This window comes from Bradyrhizobium sp. SUTN9-2 (genome assembly GCF_003122645.1).
In the GTDB taxonomy this organism is placed as follows: Bacteria; Pseudomonadota; Alphaproteobacteria; order Rhizobiales; family Xanthobacteraceae; genus Bradyrhizobium; species Bradyrhizobium yuanmingense.
This window is the reverse complement of the sequence record NZ_LAXE01000001.1, coordinates 3,582,892-3,596,734: the sequence shown is the minus strand read 5'-3', so window position 1 is coordinate 3,596,734 and position 13,843 is coordinate 3,582,892. Positions and strand designations below refer to the sequence as shown.

The following is a 13,843-nucleotide window of genomic DNA, read 5'->3' as shown; positions in this document are numbered from 1 at the left end:
GGCGCGACCGGGCGCGTTTATGGGCGAAGCGGTGGGGCAAAGTCAACCGAGGCAAGCAGCTAAAATCGCCCTCGAAGCCACTCAAATTGCCATATTGGGGTCCCCGTGACACAAGCGAGCCCATGAAGGACAAAAAATTCGCCCCGAGGGGCCCCCGCAGGGGGGCTAAGCCCTTCAACAAACCAGGGAAATCGACCGGCCGGCCGGCTTGGCGCGAACGCGATTCGCACCCCGACGAGCCCGTCATTCTCTATGGCTGGCACACCGTCACCATGGCCCTCGCCAACCCGCAGCGGCGGATCCGCAAGCTGACGCTAACCGAGAACGCCGCGCGGCGGCTGGCGGACGAAAACATCGCGACCCGCATCGCGCCCGAGATCGTCCGTCCCCAGGAGATCGACCGCCTGCTCTCGCCCGACGCCGTGCATCAGGGCCTGCTCGCCGAGGCCGATCCCCTGCCCTCGCCGGACATCGAGACGCTCAAGCAGGAAGGCATGGTGCTGGTGCTCGACCAGATCACCGATCCGCACAATGTCGGCGCCATTCTGCGCTCTGCAGCGGCCTTCGCGGTGAAGGCGATCGTGACCACCGCGCGTCACAGCCCCGAGGCGACGGGCGTGCTCGCCAAGGCCGCCTCCGGCGCGCTGGAGCTTGTGCCTGTCGTCACGGTGCAAAATCTCGCCCGCGCCTTAACGGCGTTGAACGAGCGCGGCTTCCAGACCGTCGGTCTCGACAGCGAAGGTACCGAGGACCTCTCGAACGTCACACTGCGCGAGCCGCTCGCGCTGGTGCTCGGCGCCGAAGGCAAAGGCTTGCGGCAATTGACGCGCGAGACCTGCAGCGTCGTGGCGCGGCTCGACATGCCCGGCGAGATCAAGAGCCTCAACGTCTCGAATGCGGCCGTACTCTCGCTCTATGTCGGCGCGAGCCGGCTGGGGCTGATGAAGCGCTAGCGCTTTAGGCGCCGCGCATATCCGGACGATGCTAGACTACGCCTGTTTTGCCCGACGGATCAATCTAAGTCTCTGTTTTTCCGAAATTTGGGGTTCGAACAATGAGCTAATGAGCGATGCTCGCTCATCTCGGGCACATTGCGCTTCAAGTCCTTGATTTCACTGTTCCCGGCTACTGTGCATGGGGTTGTTTTGAAGAGAAAGCAAAACGCCCGTCCGCATCACGCGAACGGGCGCTTCGCAAATCTCAACCGATCAGAGATCAGTAATAGCGGCGCAGCACGCGGTGACCGCCATAATAGCGCGGCGCATGGCGGTGGGCGTAGCCGTAGCGGTGAGCATGGCCGTAGTGAACGCGCGGCAGATAGCCGTAGCGGGGACCGTAGCCGTAGCGATAGGGACGGAAGTACGGGCGGCGATAGGGATAAGCGGCCGGCGGCGCAACCGCAGCGGCACGATAGCCATAGCCATAGCCGTAATTGGCGGGCGCGACGACCGCGTCCTCGCGATAGGTCGGGTACGGCGCGAAGGCGCCCGGACCGGTATAGGTCGGACCCTGGTTGACGTAATAATACTGCGTGGTCGGCTCGGCGAGACGCTCATAGGCGCCGTAGCCGTAGCCATAACCATATCCGCCGCATCCGGTGTTGCAGCCGGCATAGACCGGCGCAACGGGCGCGCATGTGCTGAAGCCGCAGGCCGCGGCCGGCACGGTGGCGGCGAACATCACGGCAGTTGCCGCGACCAGTCCCGAAATCATTTGACGCATTACTCTCTCCTGTTGATTTCCGTTTTTGGTTTTCACGTTTCTCAACCCGGCGGCCTGCCGGGTATCTCTGTGCGCGGCCGCGGCCGCGGGGGCCGAGGACGGTCGTTGATCTCGGGCGCGTAGATCACCGGCGGCGGATCGACGGGCGGATCCATCTGCGCCGGCAGCGGCGCGGACGAGGCACCCCAGCTCTGGTGGTAGCTCTCGGCGGGCTTGGGCAATTTGCGGTTCGCCGGCGGCTCGACCTCGAGCCGGCCGTAGCCTGGCCGCAGGCCCAGCGTCGGATAATAATGGCCGACGTTGTCGGGCTGCCGCTCGGCGATATAGCGTCCGCCATAGATCGTGGGCTGCACCTGCTGGCCCTTGCCGAGGCCCCAGGTGCCCTCGACGACGGCGTAGGACGCATCGATGTTGTTGATGATTACTGGCACGCCGGGACGGCCGGGAACGACGATCTCGAAGCCGGCTGCAAACGCGGTTGCAGGCAGTCCGATCAGAAAGGCGGCGAGCGCCACGGCACGCATGAGGAGACCCCGGTTATCCGGGCGCAACCTAACCGATCGCGACGCAGAGAGAGTTAAGGCCTGCTCACCAAATTCCGGTAAGCCTAACGTGCAAGGATTGCGCGCCGCTCAAATGTTGCACGGCGAGCTAGTGAAGCGTTAACGGCGCGGAACCGCGCGGCTGGAACAGCGTACTGCTCACATCGGTTTGACGGCTCGCATCCGAAAAATCCCAAGGTTGCATCGGAACGTCCTGCGCCGTCAGCGTTTAGCTCCTGTCAACAAAATGGGAGCGAACAACCATGACCATCAAGCTTCTCGGGGCCACGGCGATCGCAGCGACCATGCTGGCAGGCTCTGCCATGGCGCAGACCGTCGTCACCAATCAGGGCCGCTGCTCGGCGCAATTCCCGAACGCCAATTGCCAGACCTTCGGACCGGGACAGGCCACCACCGAGAGCGGCTACCGCCACCGCCGCGCGGCCTATCGCCAGACCAACCGCGACTGGAATAACGACTGGAACAGAAGCCCCACTGGCTTCTGGCCGACCGACGTTGCGGCGGGCGCTGTCGGGACGGCGGCCGGCGTCGCGGGCGCCGCGATCGGCACCGCCGGCGCGATTGCCACCGCCCCATTCCGAGGTTGGGACAATTCCTACGCCTATGACAATTCGTGGGACCGCGGCTGGGACAGTCGTAGCTGGGACAGGCGCACCTATGCCCAGCGCAACGGCTTCGTCTGTACGCCCGGCACGTACTTCAAGGGCGCAGACGGCCGCCGGCAGCTCTGCCAGTAAGCCGGCTTGAGCCGAACGCGACACATCGGGCGGCCCGCGCGGCCGCCCGATTCACGTCCTGCGACGACGACCTCCCGGTTCTGGCACTTTCCGATCAAGTCTGGTATTGCGGCGCGCACGGGTAGACGGGGCCCGGCGCGAGCCGAGCTCTGCCCTGCCTCTTGAGGCATCGCCGGCTTAGCTCAGCGGTAGAGCAGCGGTTTTGTAAACCGAAGGTCGGGGGTTCAATCCCCTCAGCCGGCACCAGCTTCTGACGCGAAGCTATTCTCCGGCAGCTCATCCAGCCGCCAGAGCCCGAGGCTCTTGTCGCGCCAGCCGCCACCGCCCTCCTCGCAACGCTCGTCGATCACTGCCTGCGGTGCCGGCCAGCCGAACGGCGCTTTCTCCATGTTGAGCGCGCGCCAGTCGCCATCCTCGCAATCGTGATTGTCGTCCCACTCCGGAAAGGTCGTGACGAGCAGGAAGCGCGCGCCGCTCATCCGAAATTGCGCGAGCGCGCGATAGATGTTCGCAAAGCTCAAATGCACCAGGCAATCCCGGCAGAGAATGACGTCGGCCTGCGGCAGCTCATCGCGCGTGATGTCAGCAACGAGAAACCGACCGGACGAACCGTCAGCTGCGACACGCCGGCGGTTTGCATCGATCAGCGACGGTACGATGTCGATGCCGGTGTAATCGACATCGAGCTTGAGCCGGCCGATCCAACCTGCATCGCCGCAGGGCGCATCGAGCAGCGAGCGCACGCCGAGCCGTAGCAGCAATGGAGGCAGCGCCTGCTGGATCGCGGCTGTGGCGACATCCTCGGAGCCGAGGCCGGACACCGAAGTGGTTGCGCCCCAGAGGTTGGTGCGCTCGATCCGCGCGAACCGTGCGGCGAGATCCAGCCCTGAGAAATTGTCACGGTCGGCAACGAAGCGTTCGTGCGCAAGCACGGGGGGACGATCGGCGGTCATTGGGCGAGCCTTTTGCGGCGCGGGTACACTATACAATCCGGCCGAACTGTTCGAAATTGCCTGGCAGCGAACCTACGCACGTCATTCGTCTCGTCGAGACCATGCGCTCCACCACGCCCAAAAGAGAAGGCCAAGATCGTCGCCGGCGCGGTGACGGCCGTCGTCATGACGGCCATGCTGTTCGTGCTCGCGCTCGGCTTGGTGCTGGCGCCCTAGGCGAGCTCCCGTTTTCGCATCGAAAATCGCCGGCCCGGAACCGGCTCCGGCGCCAGCCGTTGTCAGCGCATGCGGATCCGGGAAGAAAACCGAAACATGATTCTGCTGGCGACGGTGACGCTGTGCTGTAGCGCCGTGGCCGGGACGTTGGCGCTGTTCGAGCCGGCGCCGGGACGGACGCCCGATAAGCTGGTCGCCGATAGGGCCGTGATCGAGCCCACTCCGCGCACGCCAGCTCAGATCCCGGTTCGGGTGGTCGGCGCGCCCTTCGAGCCCAACGTCAATCCGCGCGAGCGGTAGCGCTCACCTCGGCGAGGCCTTGGTTACCCCGGCGAGGCCTTGCTCACCTCGGCGAGGCCTTGGCGCCCTCCTCGGGCCGGCCGTGGACACGCGCCAATTCCTCGACAAACGCGATCACCTCCGCCCGCTTGTCGGGCGGCAGCGTCAGGAACGCGCGGATGAGCCTCAGGCCCTCCGCCTCGTTCGGTCTTTCTTTCGATGCATCCATCTGCCCAGTGTCGGGCTACCGGGAAAAATATGCAACCCTTGCAAACAGCCTTGATTCGAAGCAGCCGCTTTGCTGGAATACGCGCGGCTGAGGTGGATCATGAAATGGATCAGGGAGCGCGACGCACTGATCGCGCAGACGCTGGCTTTCGTCCAATCGGTGACCGGCAGGAAGGATGACGTCCTTCAGCCGGAGGCGCCCGCATCTGGCCCGGCCGTCGCGATGGAGATCGTCACCGTGGAGGCGGTCACCGTCGAGATCGAACCGCCGCAAGCCCCCTTTCCGCCGCGGCCCGCGCCTCTGCCGACGCGGACGAGCGGCGAATTCCGTGCCGAGATGCAGGCCCGCATCGCCAATTTCCGCAAGCACCAGGAGCGCTTCGAGCGCGAACGTGAGGAATATTGTGCGGCGACCCTGACCAAATTGCGTGCAGCCATCCGCGACGCCTCCAGTCCGCCGGCCGAATAAGGCCCGGCCAGGGCCCTACAGCCAGGACCCTACAACCACGACCAGACCAGCCAGAGATTGGCCGCGCAGGCGCCGAACAGCGCCAGCGTGAGCGGCAGGAGCATGTGCCCGCAGGATGTGTTCAGGTCGCTCGTCATGGCCGAAAACATCCGCTGATTCCGGCCGAAGAGTCCCAGGGATTCTTTTTTCCGGGATTCAGGACTCGTTAAGGACTCAAGGGCCGTCCACGACGATCACGGGCGCGTGATCGGGCGGGTGGCCGGAACCCTCCCCCCGTAAGCTCGTTAACGGGCATTCCTGGAGTCGGGATGCATGCCCTACGCCCTCTTCTGCAATGACGCCCAAATCAGCAAGTCCTATCCGAGCGAGGCCGACGTCTGGAAGCTCGCCGAGCGGAGTGGTCTCGTCGTGGACGTGACGGCGGACGACGAGCGGCCGGGACCGCGCCGGGTGCTCGACAATGATTACAAGATCGAGCCGTGCCAGGCGGCTCAAGGCGAGGACCCCGCCAAGAACAAGGCGGAGGCCGATCGGCAGTCCAGAATGGAGCTCGAGCTGAATTCCTGAGTTCCGGCACGGAGCCGGAGCGAAAGCTCAGGGGGTGGCCGCCACAAGCGAGGCTTGCTCGCCCGGCATAGTCACGCAGGCCTTGCGGCGGTGCAGCCCGCGGATGGCGCCGGTGACCTTCATGACCTTGCCCGACGGACATGAAGCGTCCTTGACGAAGGCAACTTCGTACGGTGCCAACATCAGAGGCTCGGATCTGAGGATTGTCTGTGCAGAGCACGGCAGGCAGCCGAAGAACGAGAGCACCACTGCCGACACCAAGATACGCATGTCCGTCGTCCCACCTGCCCGGTAATTGTCATATAACGCGTTCCGGAGCGCGAGTTCCGTAAACCGCAAAAATTATTTTTGCTTTACGCCAGCCCCATGACGCGCGTGAGAAGGCGCGCCAGCATCGTTTGCAAGCAAATGACGCGCCAAATGGTTCACGGAATGCAAAGAAAGCAGGCGCCGGAGGCGGCAGGCCGGCAAACGAAAGGCCGGCGGAGCCGGCCTTTGTCAGGTCTTGGATCTTCAGGTCTTGGATCTTCAGGTCTTGGATCTTTAGGTCTTCGATCTTCAGATCTTGGGTCGGCGCTGACCGTCAGTACCGCGAGGCGGCCGGGCCGCCCCAGCCGAAGCGATAGTTCACCCCGGCCTTGACGGTATGCTCGTCCTCCCGGCCACGAACGCCGACGATGTCAGCCGGGCCGGAGGTGAAGGTCGTGCTGCCGAAATTGTAATATTGATACTCGGCCTTGGCCGACCAATTCGGCGCGAACATGTATTCGAGGCCGGCGCCGACCGTATAGCCGTCCTTGTTGTTGCCGGTGGTGGTGAAGGCCTGCGGCACCCCGGCGATGTTCACGCCAAGGCCGTTATTCCGCCAGGCATAACCGCCCTTGGCGTAAAGCAGCGTCGGTCCCCAGGTGTAACCGATGCGACCGGTCACCGACCCGATCTGGTCGGTGTTGGATGTCACCTGCGTGCCCAGCGGGAAGATGGCGCCATTGTTGTTGGTCGGCAGCCAGGAATACTGGGCCTCGATACCCACCACCCAGTTGGGCGCGAACTGGTAGTCGAAGCCGCCCTGCACGCCGCCCAGGAAACGCGCGTCGCTCGACTGGAAGCTGTTGTCGCCGGCAAACGCGCCGCCGAGATGGCCACCGATATAGAAACCGGTCCAGTTATAGATCACCTGCGGCGGCGTGACCGGAGCCTTGGTATAGGCGCGCGGCTGCATGTCGGCCGCTGCGGCCGGCGCAACCAGCGCCAGCAGAGCTGCTGCACCCAGCAAGATCGACTTCATGATCATCCCCGTTCTTTCATTACGACACTCGGGAAACAACGTGGCGTGAATTGGGTTGCTTCGCGGCCATGCCGGAACGTTGATCGTTCGTGACTGTGACGGCGTGGCAACAACACGAATTTGTTCCGTCAATTCGGCTGCGCAAGGCCGCCGCCACGATTTGTCGCAAGACGAAACCACCCCGTTCAAAGCTCGCCGAAATGTGATCCAGCGGCTCCGGCTCCTTCTGTCTAACACCGGGCGATAAAGGCTGCCTTTGCGCTACCGCGTCATCTTTTCCAGTTCCGGAAACGGTGCGTAAACCGCACCGGCGCAGAGATCGCTGGTCTGGTCGACCACGCGGTCCGCCCGGCCGTTGACGAAGATCACGGCCCGCTCGCGCATGCCCTTGTAGCTCCCATCCGTCTCGCGCGGGGTGAAGTGCAGGCAGCTCACATAGAACTGCCGGCCGCCGACCTCGCGCTGCACCGGCTCGGCCATGGCGGCATTGCGCACGCCGACCGGATTGTTGAGGTAGGCCCGCATCAACGCCACCGTGTCGTTCCGGAAATTGTCGGGAAACGGCTGCGGCCCGCCGGCCTGGGTCCCGCCCATGAAAGTCGGACGGTCACTGTCGCTGCCGAAACATGCCGCAAGCGCCAGCGGCAACGCCAGGATCACCGCACATCTCGCCAATCGCCCCACAGGCCCCGCTCTCCGCTCGAACAGATCAGGAGACGTTCTAGCCCCAAGCCGGGATGAAGGGAATTCGCTTGCAGCGGCGCAAACAGCGCACCGGCCAGCCGCCGACATCTCGGGCTTCCGCCCGAGGCGTGGCAACGGGCCAGGCCTGACGTCCGCGCGCGGCGGCGGGCAATGCCAGGGATGCCGCCGCGCGCGATCAGTCGTCAGTTGCGCTTGTCAGACGTCGCGGGCTTGGTCACATCCGGCTGCGCCTTCTGCGACTCCTTGGCCGTGACCTGCTTGTCGTGATGGCGATGCTTGCTCACGCTCTTGTGCTGGTCGGTGGTGACCGCGGCATTGGCGTCCATTGCCTTCGACTTGCCATCCACCTTGGCGTCCGTCTTGACATCGGAAGCCTTCGCGTCCGTCGTCTTCACGTCCGTCTTGGCGTCGGTCTTGGCGTCGGCCTTGACGCCGGCTTCCGGTTTTGCGGCAGTGGTCGCCGCCTTGGTCTGGCTCTGGTCGGCCTTGATCACCGGCGCGGCTGTGGTGGTCTTGCCGGCCTCGGCGGCGAACGCCGGGGCTGCGATCACGGAGGTTGCGAGCAAGGCTGCAGAAATGGTCTTCAACATGGTGGTCTCCTCTTGGAAGGATCATCAGGCGGCGCCCTCTCGCCCCCATCGATCGTGGGAAGGAACATAAGCGGGGTGCACTGAACCCAATCTGAAGCCCCTTGCAGGCTTCCGTTCATCTCGATGACACGTTTGTAATCCACGGCCGGGCGAATAGATCGTGCGACGCGGGAATGTTTTTGCCCGAGAGGTGTTCCGGTCTTCGGGCAATCGTGTAGGATCGCCACGTTCCATACCGGAGAACTTAGATGCGCAAACTCTCAATGCTCGTTGTGCCGGGACTCGTCGCTATGACACTGGCGGCCGCGCCGGTGCTGCCCAGCGCGTATGCCGCCGCCGGCGACGACCCGTCGTCGCCGCCGAAATCGGACACCTCGACCAAGAAGGGCAAGAAGAAGAGCTCTTCCGTCAGCGACCCCAAATTCCTCGCGGCCTACCGCACCGCCTACGCCGCGATCTACGACAAGCACGATTACAGGGGCGCGATCGACCAGCTGAAGTCGCTCAAGCGCAACGACGTCGCGGACGTCGCCAACCTGATCGGCTACTCCTATCGCAAGCTCGGCGACTACCAGTCTTCGAAGGTCTATTATGAGCTGGCGCTGAAGGACGATCCGAATCACGTCCGCACCTGGCAATATTACGGCCTCTGGCAGCTCGAGCAGGGCAACCGCGAGCAGGCGCAATACCACCTCGACAAGATCGCCTCGCTCGCCGGCACCGGCAGCTCGGAATATCGCTCGCTGGCCGAAGCGCTCGACAAGCCGACCGGCGCGACGCTCGTCTACTGAAGGCATCGCATCTTCGAACGGCGCGAACGGGCACAACCTTTCAGGTTGTGCCCGTTCTGCTTTCTCGGCTAGCTTTCGCACCGACCTCCCTCGCAAACCGGTAGCGCAATGGATACGTGGCTGCGATCCGCGATCGACTACATCGGCTCCTGGATCGAATACCAGCTGACGACGATCCAGCAGCCGGGCGTCATCGTGGCTTTCGCTCATCGCGGCGAGGTCGTCGCTGAGCATGCGTTCGGCCTCGCCAATCTCGACACCGGCGAGAAGCTCACCCCGCGCCATCGCTTCCGCATCGCCTCGCACTCCAAGAGCTTCACCTCGGCCGGCATCATGAAGCTGCGCGAGCAGGGCAAGCTCCGGCTCGACGACCATGTCGGCCGATATGTCGGCGGCCTCGATCGGCGCGTCGCCGAGACCACGATCGCGCAAGTGCTGTCGCACAGCGCGGGGCTGACGCGCGACGGCGCCGATTCCGGCCAGTTCATCGACAGCCGTCCCTATCTCGATGCCAAGGAGCTGCTTGCAGAATTGAAGCTGCCGACCGCGATCGACCCCGGCACACGCTTCAAATATTCTAATCACGGCTTTGGCCTGCTCGGCCTCGTGATCGAGGCTGTTGCGAAGGAGCCCTACTCCGTCTGGATCAAGCGCGAGATCATTGCGCCGGCCGGCCTGCGCGAGACCGAGCCGGACGCACCGCTTCCCAAGGGCGCAGCCTTCGCGCGCGGCCACACGCGAAGAGTGCCGTTTGGCGAGCGCTGCGTGATCCCCGGCGACAATCCCGCACATGCAATGGCATCTGCCGCAGGCTTCGTCGCCACCTCCGCCGACACCGCACGCTTCTTCGCGCAGCTGGCGCCCAACGCGAAGAAGAGCGTGCTGTCGGTCGCGAGCCGCCGTGAGATGACACGAAATCATTGGCGCATCCCGCAGAGCGTCGAGGCCTATTACGGCTTGGGGGTCAATGCCGGCAAGACCGACGGCTGGGACTGGTTCGGCCATGGCGGCGGTTTCCAGGGCTATATCTCGCGGACCTGCTCCATTCCCGCTTGCGAGCTTGCAATCAGCATCCTCAGCAACTCGATCGACGGCGCGGCGCCGTTCTGGATGGACGGCGCGATGCAGATCCTGCGCGTCTTCCAGACCCGCGGCGCGCCCGACCGGCGCGTGCGCGACTGGACCGGGCGCTGGTGGACGATCTGGGGCGCGACCGATCTGGTCCCCGCCGGCAACCGCGTGCTCGTCGCCAACCCGCAGTTCAACAACCCGTTCATGGATGCCGCCGAAATCGAAGTGACCGGCCGCGACACCGGCAAGCTCGCCTGGGCTGCCGGCTATTCCAGCCACGGCGAGCCGGTGCGCCGGGTCCGTGACAAGCGCGGCAAGGTCAGCGACATCTGGATTGCCGGCGCGAACGTGAAGCCAAAAAAAGTCGTCGCACGCGAGATCGCGCGCCGGTATCCGCCGCGCAAGCGCCGGCCTACTCCCGAATGAGCGCCTCGACCTCGCTTCGGAACGCCTGCCGCGATCCGTCGCGCGAATAGAACATGTGGCCGCCGGGATAGACCACGAACTTCACGCGCTGCGTCACGAAGGCCGGCAACTGGTCGAGCACCCGCCTCGTTGCGAAATAGGGCGTGGCGAGATCGAACAGGCCGTGCGTGACCAGCACGTTCAGCTTCGCATCGGTGGCGAGGATCTGGCGCAGTTCGGAAACCGATTGCGGCGGGTTGATGCCGCGGCCGAAATCCCATTGACCTTCGACGGCGCCGTTCAGGACTTCATATGAGCCGCCGGGCCGCCAGTTGAGCTTGCGCGAGAGCACGTCGACCGCGGCGCTCGTCAGCGGTGCCTGGAGCGCATCGCCGGAGGGATCGCCGAAGCGCGAGCTGCTCGAATCCGGATAGGGATCGAAGCCGCGCACCGAGGCATCGTAGCGTCCGGTCACCTTGCCGTTCTTGCGGTCGAATTCGCGGCGGAATTCACCGACGTCGAAGCGGCCGGCGAGGCGGCGGCTCACCGCCTGGTCGATGCCGGTGAGTTCGGCGACCTTGTCGGCCAGACGCGTCGTTGCCTCCTTGTCCGCCTCGCCCCTGACGAGATCGGTCAGGAATTCGCCGCGCGCGTAAGCCTCGACGTCGGCGAGGTCGGCGCGCTTGACCGGACGTTTGGCTTCGCGCGCCACCGCGACATAGCTCGGCAAGGTCGCGACATATTGCAGGAGGCTCGTGCCGGTGAACTCGCGGAAATCCAGGAGCGGCGAGACCAGGATCAAGCCCCTGACGCCGACGCCGTGCTGGAGCTGCAACTGGCGCAAGACCTTGGGGCCGCGAATGCCGCCATAGCTTTCGCCGGCGACGTATTTCGGCGAAGTCAGCCGCTCGTGCTTTTCGAGCCAGCGGCGGATCACGAGCGCGATCGAGTTGGCGTCGCCATCGACGGAGTAGAACGATTTGCGGGCATCCTCGCCGCTCGCCACGAAGCGGCTGTAGCCGGTGCTGACGGGGTCGATGAAGACGAGATCGGTGAAGTCGAGCCAGGTCTCCGCGTTCGGCTTCACCTCGGGCGAGGCCGACGGCGACAGGGCCTCGCCATCGAGCGGCAACCGCCACGGCCCGGCCGCGCCGAACTGAAGCCAGGCCGAGGACGCACCGGGCCCGCCGTTGAACAGGAACGTCACCGGACGCGTGGCGCGCTCGGCACCGTCGAGCTGGTAGGACGTATAGGCGATGTCGGCCAACGGCTCGCCTTTGCCATCGAACACGCGGATCGACCCGGCGGTGGCCGTGAAGTTGAGGGTCCGGCCGGGCAGATCGAGCGTCTGCTTCGTGGTCGAATCCGGCGGCAGACGGTGCGGCTCGGCCGCGGACGACGACGTCTGCGGCGCGCCTTGCGCGGCACCGCCGCGCCCACCCTTCTGTCCGGCCGGCGCGGCCGCCTCGGAGCGCGGCTGCGGCGCATCATCTGCGTGTGCAAGGCCGGCAAACGCGAAAGCCGACACCGCCAACACCAGGCCCGCGCGGCGGAGCGCCGGCAAAGTCGTGACCATGATCATCCTCCGTGTCCGGCCGTGACCGCCGGGGAGTCAGAAAGGTAGCGCCAAATTACGACGGTTTGGGGAATCATTGGCGGTGCGGGCCCTGAAGCGGCCGGCCGGGTTCAAATTGCCTGGTTCTGTGCTTAAGTCCGGTTGGACCGTCCCCATTAGCTTTGGTGGGCGGTCATCCTCGACAATACGGGCCTACCTCGTATAGACGAGCCCGGCGGAACCTTCCTCGACCCAGCGGCCCTGCCGAGAAGCCATGACCAAGCCTGCGCGATACGACCGGATCGCCTTCGTCGCCAGCCCGAGCAACGAGGCGCAAGCCGCCTTTGGCCAGCTGACCAGGGACTATGGCAATTGCGATCCCGATGAGGCCGACGTGGTCGTCGCACTCGGCGGCGATGGGCTGATGCTGCAGACGCTGCACCACCATATGCGTACGGGAAAGCCGATCTACGGCATGCACCGCGGCACGGTCGGCTTCCTGATGAACGAGTACTCGACGCATGATCTCCGCCAACGGCTCGAGACGGCGCATGAATCCGAGATCAATCCGCTCTTGATGCGCGCGACCGACGTCAACGACCGCGTTCACCTGCACCACGCCATCAACGAGGTCTACCTGTTCCGCCAGACCTCCCAGGCGGCGCGCTTGCGGATACTTATCGACGAGCGCGAACGCATGCCGGAGCTGATCGCCGATGGCATTATCGTCGCGACGCCGGCAGGCTCGACGGCCTATAACCTCTCCGCCCAGGGACCCATCCTCCCAATCAACGCCGCCCTGCTGGCGCTGACGCCAATCAGCGCCTTCCGGCCGCGGCGCTGGCGCGGCGCCCTCCTGCCCAATACCGCCTATGTCGTGATCGAGGTGCTGGAAGACGACAAGCGCCCCGTCGCAGCGGTCGCCGACCACGAGGAGGTGCGCAGGGTCCGGCGCGTCGAAGTGCTTTCGGACAAGAGCATCTCGATGCGGATGCTGTTCGACCCTGGCCACAGCCTGGAAGAGCGTATCCTGCGGGAGCAGTTCGGCTACTGAGTGTCCTGCCGGCCCACCCCTGGCCGCAACCCTTCGTTAACTCCCGGCACGATATGGTTAACGAAGGTTGACCCGCTTTTGGCCCGGGCGTCATGTTCCGTATCGACTTCAACAAGCTGCGCTTCCTCGTCTGCGACGACAATCCGCACATGCGCCGCATCCTGCGGACGCTGCTGCATTCGTTCGGCGCGCGCGAGGTCTATGAGGCCGAGGACGGCGCCACGGCGCTCGAAATGTACAGCCATTACGTGCCCGACATCGTCATCACCGACTGGGCCATGCCGATCTTCGACGGGCTCGAGCTCGCGCAGATGATCCGGCAGCCGGAATCCAAGGGCAATCCCTACGCACCGATCATCATGCTGACCGGACATTCGGAGAAACGTCGCGTCACGGTCGCGCGCGATGCCGGCGTCACCGAATTTCTGGCCAAGCCGATCTCGGCCAAGGGGCTCTATCAGCGTATTCTCAACGTCGTCGCCAATCCCCGCCCCTTCATCAAGACCAAGACCTATTTCGGCCCCGACCGGCGCCGCAACACCAACTCCGCCTATATGGGCCCGGAGCGCCGCGTCGGCGAAAAGCACGAGGTGCTGCAGCAGCCCTCGCTGCTCGACAAGGCCCGCTCCACCATCTAGCGCAACCGCTTC

At 64.8% G+C, this 13,843-nt stretch carries 18 protein-coding genes and 1 tRNA gene; 10 read left to right on the top strand and 9 right to left on the bottom strand.

The annotated features are described in order from the left end of the window. Nucleotides 1-122: 122 nt before the first annotated feature. A complete protein-coding gene (gene rlmB, locus XF30_RS16605) occupies nucleotides 123-953 on the top strand; it encodes a 23S rRNA (guanosine(2251)-2'-O)-methyltransferase RlmB (RefSeq protein ID WP_192893170.1) in 831 nt (276 codons plus the stop codon). A 262-nt stretch (nucleotides 954-1,215) separates the two neighbouring features. Here the strand turns inward: rlmB and XF30_RS16600 are convergent, their stop codons facing one another. Both XF30_RS16600 and XF30_RS16595 read right to left on the bottom strand, forming a co-directional pair. Then, a complete protein-coding gene (locus XF30_RS16600) occupies nucleotides 1,216-1,722 on the bottom strand; it encodes a hypothetical protein (RefSeq protein WP_109143326.1) in 507 nt (168 codons plus the stop codon). A gap of 41 nt (nucleotides 1,723-1,763) precedes the next feature. Continuing rightward, nucleotides 1,764-2,246: a hypothetical protein gene (locus XF30_RS16595; protein ID WP_109143325.1), complete on the bottom strand. Its 483-nt coding sequence runs from the start codon at nucleotides 2,244-2,246 to the stop codon at nucleotides 1,764-1,766. 281 nt (nucleotides 2,247-2,527) lie between these two features. Here XF30_RS16595 and XF30_RS16590 point away from each other — a divergent pair, with 281 nt between their 5' ends. Together XF30_RS16590 and XF30_RS16585 are read left to right on the top strand one after the other, a co-directional pair. Next, nucleotides 2,528-3,022 (top strand): hypothetical protein, encoded by a 495-nt coding sequence (locus XF30_RS16590; RefSeq protein WP_109143324.1) that lies wholly within the window; start codon nucleotides 2,528-2,530, stop codon nucleotides 3,020-3,022. Between the two features lie 171 nt (nucleotides 3,023-3,193). Further along, a tRNA-Thr gene (locus tag XF30_RS16585) sits at nucleotides 3,194-3,268 on the top strand. On the opposite strand, the gene XF30_RS16580 is transcribed toward XF30_RS16585, so the two are convergent. Then, nucleotides 3,256-3,975 (bottom strand): class I SAM-dependent methyltransferase, encoded by a 720-nt coding sequence (locus tag XF30_RS16580; protein ID WP_109143323.1) that lies wholly within the window; start codon nucleotides 3,973-3,975, stop codon nucleotides 3,256-3,258. The genes XF30_RS16585 and XF30_RS16580 overlap by 13 nt on opposite strands. A 312-nt stretch (nucleotides 3,976-4,287) precedes the next feature. Between XF30_RS16580 and XF30_RS16570 the strand changes: the two genes are divergently transcribed. Beyond that, nucleotides 4,288-4,491, top strand: a complete 204-nt coding sequence (locus XF30_RS16570; protein ID WP_192893169.1) for a hypothetical protein — start codon at nucleotides 4,288-4,290, stop codon at nucleotides 4,489-4,491. A 43-nt stretch (nucleotides 4,492-4,534) separates the two neighbouring features. Here the strand turns inward: XF30_RS16570 and XF30_RS38525 are convergent, their stop codons facing one another. Beyond that, nucleotides 4,535-4,699, bottom strand: coding sequence for a hypothetical protein (locus tag XF30_RS38525; protein ID WP_167361680.1), 165 nt, complete (start codon nucleotides 4,697-4,699; stop codon nucleotides 4,535-4,537). Between the two features lie 99 nt (nucleotides 4,700-4,798). On the opposite strand from XF30_RS38525, the gene XF30_RS16565 reads away from it, so the two are divergent. Continuing rightward, complete coding sequence (locus XF30_RS16565; RefSeq protein ID WP_109145738.1) at nucleotides 4,799-5,167, top strand: hypothetical protein; 369 nt, start codon at nucleotides 4,799-4,801, stop codon at nucleotides 5,165-5,167. Nucleotides 5,168-5,479: 312 nt separating this feature from the next. Then, entirely contained in the window at nucleotides 5,480-5,734 is a 255-nt protein-coding gene (locus XF30_RS16560; protein ID WP_036010552.1) for a hypothetical protein, read from the top strand. Nucleotides 5,735-5,761: 27 nt separating this feature from the next. Here XF30_RS16560 and XF30_RS16555 read toward each other — a convergent pair whose 3' ends face one another. The 4 genes from XF30_RS16555 to XF30_RS16540 all read right to left on the bottom strand — a co-directional run bounded on the left by XF30_RS16555 (nucleotide 5,762) and on the right by XF30_RS16540 (nucleotide 8,317). Next, entirely contained in the window at nucleotides 5,762-6,004 is a 243-nt protein-coding gene (locus XF30_RS16555; RefSeq protein ID WP_036010549.1) for a DUF6719 family protein, read from the bottom strand. A gap of 313 nt (nucleotides 6,005-6,317) precedes the next feature. Then, on the bottom strand, nucleotides 6,318-7,022 hold the full coding sequence (locus XF30_RS16550; protein ID WP_036010580.1) for an outer membrane protein: 705 nt from the start codon (nucleotides 7,020-7,022) through the stop codon (nucleotides 6,318-6,320). A 261-nt stretch (nucleotides 7,023-7,283) separates the two neighbouring features. Then, a complete protein-coding gene (locus tag XF30_RS16545) occupies nucleotides 7,284-7,679 on the bottom strand; it encodes a hypothetical protein (protein WP_036010577.1) in 396 nt (131 codons plus the stop codon). 230 nt (nucleotides 7,680-7,909) lie between these two features. Next, entirely contained in the window at nucleotides 7,910-8,317 is a 408-nt protein-coding gene (locus tag XF30_RS16540) for a His-rich protein BRANT (RefSeq protein WP_109143320.1), read from the bottom strand. Between the two features lie 248 nt (nucleotides 8,318-8,565). On the opposite strand from XF30_RS16540, the gene XF30_RS16535 reads away from it, so the two are divergent. Together XF30_RS16535 and XF30_RS16530 are read left to right on the top strand one after the other, a co-directional pair. Beyond that, the gene (locus tag XF30_RS16535; protein WP_109143319.1) at nucleotides 8,566-9,108 is read left to right on the top strand and encodes a tetratricopeptide repeat protein; all 543 of its coding nucleotides are present in this window, start codon (nucleotides 8,566-8,568) and stop codon (nucleotides 9,106-9,108) included. Between the two features lie 108 nt (nucleotides 9,109-9,216). Continuing rightward, on the top strand, nucleotides 9,217-10,605 hold the full coding sequence (locus XF30_RS16530) for a serine hydrolase domain-containing protein (RefSeq protein WP_109143318.1): 1,389 nt from the start codon (nucleotides 9,217-9,219) through the stop codon (nucleotides 10,603-10,605). On the opposite strand, the gene XF30_RS16525 is transcribed toward XF30_RS16530, so the two are convergent. Continuing rightward, complete coding sequence (locus XF30_RS16525; protein WP_109145737.1) at nucleotides 10,592-12,160, bottom strand: S10 family peptidase; 1,569 nt, start codon at nucleotides 12,158-12,160, stop codon at nucleotides 10,592-10,594. The two genes, XF30_RS16530 and XF30_RS16525, sit on opposite strands and share 14 nt — an antisense overlap. Nucleotides 12,161-12,413: 253 nt before the next feature. Here XF30_RS16525 and XF30_RS16520 point away from each other — a divergent pair, with 253 nt between their 5' ends. Next, on the top strand, nucleotides 12,414-13,193 hold the full coding sequence (locus tag XF30_RS16520) for an NAD kinase (protein ID WP_036010536.1): 780 nt from the start codon (nucleotides 12,414-12,416) through the stop codon (nucleotides 13,191-13,193). Nucleotides 13,194-13,285: 92 nt separating this feature from the next. Then, the gene (locus tag XF30_RS16515; RefSeq protein ID WP_011088265.1) at nucleotides 13,286-13,831 is read left to right on the top strand and encodes a response regulator; all 546 of its coding nucleotides are present in this window, start codon (nucleotides 13,286-13,288) and stop codon (nucleotides 13,829-13,831) included. The last annotated feature ends 12 nt before the right edge of the window (nucleotides 13,832-13,843 follow it).

Coding starts and splice junctions, on each gene's coding strand:
- rlmB (WP_192893170.1), top strand. CDS start 123: ATGAAGGACAAAAAATTCGCCCCGAGGGGCCCCCGCAGGGGGGCTAAG.
- XF30_RS16555 (WP_036010549.1), bottom strand. CDS start 6,004: ATGCGTATCTTGGTGTCGGCAGTGGTGCTCTCGTTCTTCGGCTGCCTG.
- XF30_RS16600 (WP_109143326.1), bottom strand. CDS start 1,722: ATGCGTCAAATGATTTCGGGACTGGTCGCGGCAACTGCCGTGATGTTC.
- XF30_RS16565 (WP_109145738.1), top strand. CDS start 4,799: ATGAAATGGATCAGGGAGCGCGACGCACTGATCGCGCAGACGCTGGCT.
- XF30_RS16535 (WP_109143319.1), top strand. CDS start 8,566: ATGCGCAAACTCTCAATGCTCGTTGTGCCGGGACTCGTCGCTATGACA.
- XF30_RS38525 (WP_167361680.1), bottom strand. CDS start 4,699: ATGGATGCATCGAAAGAAAGACCGAACGAGGCGGAGGGCCTGAGGCTC.
- XF30_RS16540 (WP_109143320.1), bottom strand. CDS start 8,317: ATGTTGAAGACCATTTCTGCAGCCTTGCTCGCAACCTCCGTGATCGCA.
- XF30_RS16520 (WP_036010536.1), top strand. CDS start 12,414: ATGACCAAGCCTGCGCGATACGACCGGATCGCCTTCGTCGCCAGCCCG.
- XF30_RS16570 (WP_192893169.1), top strand. CDS start 4,288: ATGATTCTGCTGGCGACGGTGACGCTGTGCTGTAGCGCCGTGGCCGGG.
- XF30_RS16515 (WP_011088265.1), top strand. CDS start 13,286: ATGTTCCGTATCGACTTCAACAAGCTGCGCTTCCTCGTCTGCGACGAC.
- XF30_RS16590 (WP_109143324.1), top strand. CDS start 2,528: ATGACCATCAAGCTTCTCGGGGCCACGGCGATCGCAGCGACCATGCTG.
- XF30_RS16580 (WP_109143323.1), bottom strand. CDS start 3,975: ATGACCGCCGATCGTCCCCCCGTGCTTGCGCACGAACGCTTCGTTGCC.
- XF30_RS16530 (WP_109143318.1), top strand. CDS start 9,217: ATGGATACGTGGCTGCGATCCGCGATCGACTACATCGGCTCCTGGATC.
- XF30_RS16595 (WP_109143325.1), bottom strand. CDS start 2,246: ATGCGTGCCGTGGCGCTCGCCGCCTTTCTGATCGGACTGCCTGCAACC.
- XF30_RS16560 (WP_036010552.1), top strand. CDS start 5,480: ATGCCCTACGCCCTCTTCTGCAATGACGCCCAAATCAGCAAGTCCTAT.
- XF30_RS16550 (WP_036010580.1), bottom strand. CDS start 7,022: ATGAAGTCGATCTTGCTGGGTGCAGCAGCTCTGCTGGCGCTGGTTGCG.
- XF30_RS16525 (WP_109145737.1), bottom strand. CDS start 12,160: ATGGTCACGACTTTGCCGGCGCTCCGCCGCGCGGGCCTGGTGTTGGCG.